This window comes from Acidisphaera rubrifaciens HS-AP3 (assembly GCF_000964365.1).
GTDB classification, from domain to species: domain Bacteria; phylum Pseudomonadota; class Alphaproteobacteria; order Acetobacterales; family Acetobacteraceae; genus Acidisphaera; species Acidisphaera rubrifaciens.
This window is the reverse complement of the sequence record NZ_BANB01000940.1, coordinates 1-1,055: the sequence shown is the minus strand read 5'-3', so window position 1 is coordinate 1,055 and position 1,055 is coordinate 1. Positions and strand designations below refer to the sequence as shown.

Annotated in this window: 1 protein-coding gene; it reads right to left on the bottom strand. The window is 65.0% G+C overall.

All coding sequences use genetic code 11. From position 1 onward, the window contains the following. Positions 1-15 precede the first annotated feature (15 nt). Positions 16-962, bottom strand: a protein-coding gene (locus B8460_RS19235; RefSeq protein ID WP_148360720.1) for an IS630 family transposase whose coding sequence is annotated in 2 segments (ribosomal slippage) — positions 16-626 and positions 626-962 — 948 coding nt in all. Because the reading frame shifts where the segments join, the coding sequence is not laid out codon by codon here. Positions 963-1,055 lie beyond the last annotated feature (93 nt).

Sequence of the window (1,055 nt, the reverse complement as noted above, 5' to 3'; positions counted from 1 at the left end):
TAGAGCGGTAGCCGATCAGTCTGGATCGTAGCCTGCTGCGGCGAAGAAGTTTGTGCATTCGTTGGGTGTGAACGTATCGATGATGCGACCGATGGCGGCCCACAGACCGTGGACCGTCCGTTCGGCGGCCTTTCGCAGCGCTGCCTTGAGCTTGGCGAAGGCGTTTTCGATCGGGTTGAAGTCTGGGCTGTAAGGCGGAAGGTAGAGCAGGCTGGCTCCTGCCGCCTCGATGGAGGGCCTGATCCCGGCGCCTTTGTGGCTGCCGAGATTGTCCATGATGACGATGTCGCCGGGCTGCAGTTCGGGCACGAGCACCTGGTCGACATAAGCCTGGAAGGCAACGCCGTTGATCGGACCGTCGAGCACCATGGGGGCGACGATCCCGCTGCTGCGCAGGCCGGCGACGAATGTCGTGGTCTTCCAGTGGCCGTGCGGCACGGAGGCACGTAGCCGCTCGCCACGCGCTGCCCGGCCATGGGTGCGCGTCATCTTGGTCGAGGCCCACGTCTCGTCGATGAAGACCAGCCGGTCGGGAGCGAGGTCAGGCTGGCTCTCGAACCAGTCCCATCGCCGCTTCAGGATGTCGGGACGGTCCTGCTCGGCGGCATGCGCGGTCTTTTTTTGCGCGTGATGCGATGACGCTGGAAGAACCGCCGCAGCGTCCCGTAGCCGAACCACTGCCCGCGCTCACCGAGTTCATGGCGCAATTCCGCGATGGTCGCATCCCGCATCTGGCCGAGGAGTTGCAGGATCATCTCGGCATGGGCCTCGATGCGGCCGGAGCGCCGATCGCCACCCAGAGGACCGGGCTGCACGTCGCCCTGCTCACGCTCCAAAGCCCGCCAGCGGCTGATACTGGCGGCGCTGACGCCAAACCGTGCCGCCGCCTCGCGGTGTGTCGCTCCCTGCGCCACAGCCGCCAGCGCCCGGGTCCGAAGATCGACAGAAAGTGCCTTCGACATGCCTGCCGGCCTCCAGACCCGGCAGACAGCTTGAATCAGATATCAACCGATTTGAGTACCCCTGCCGATTCACTCAGAAGGGCTACCGCTCTA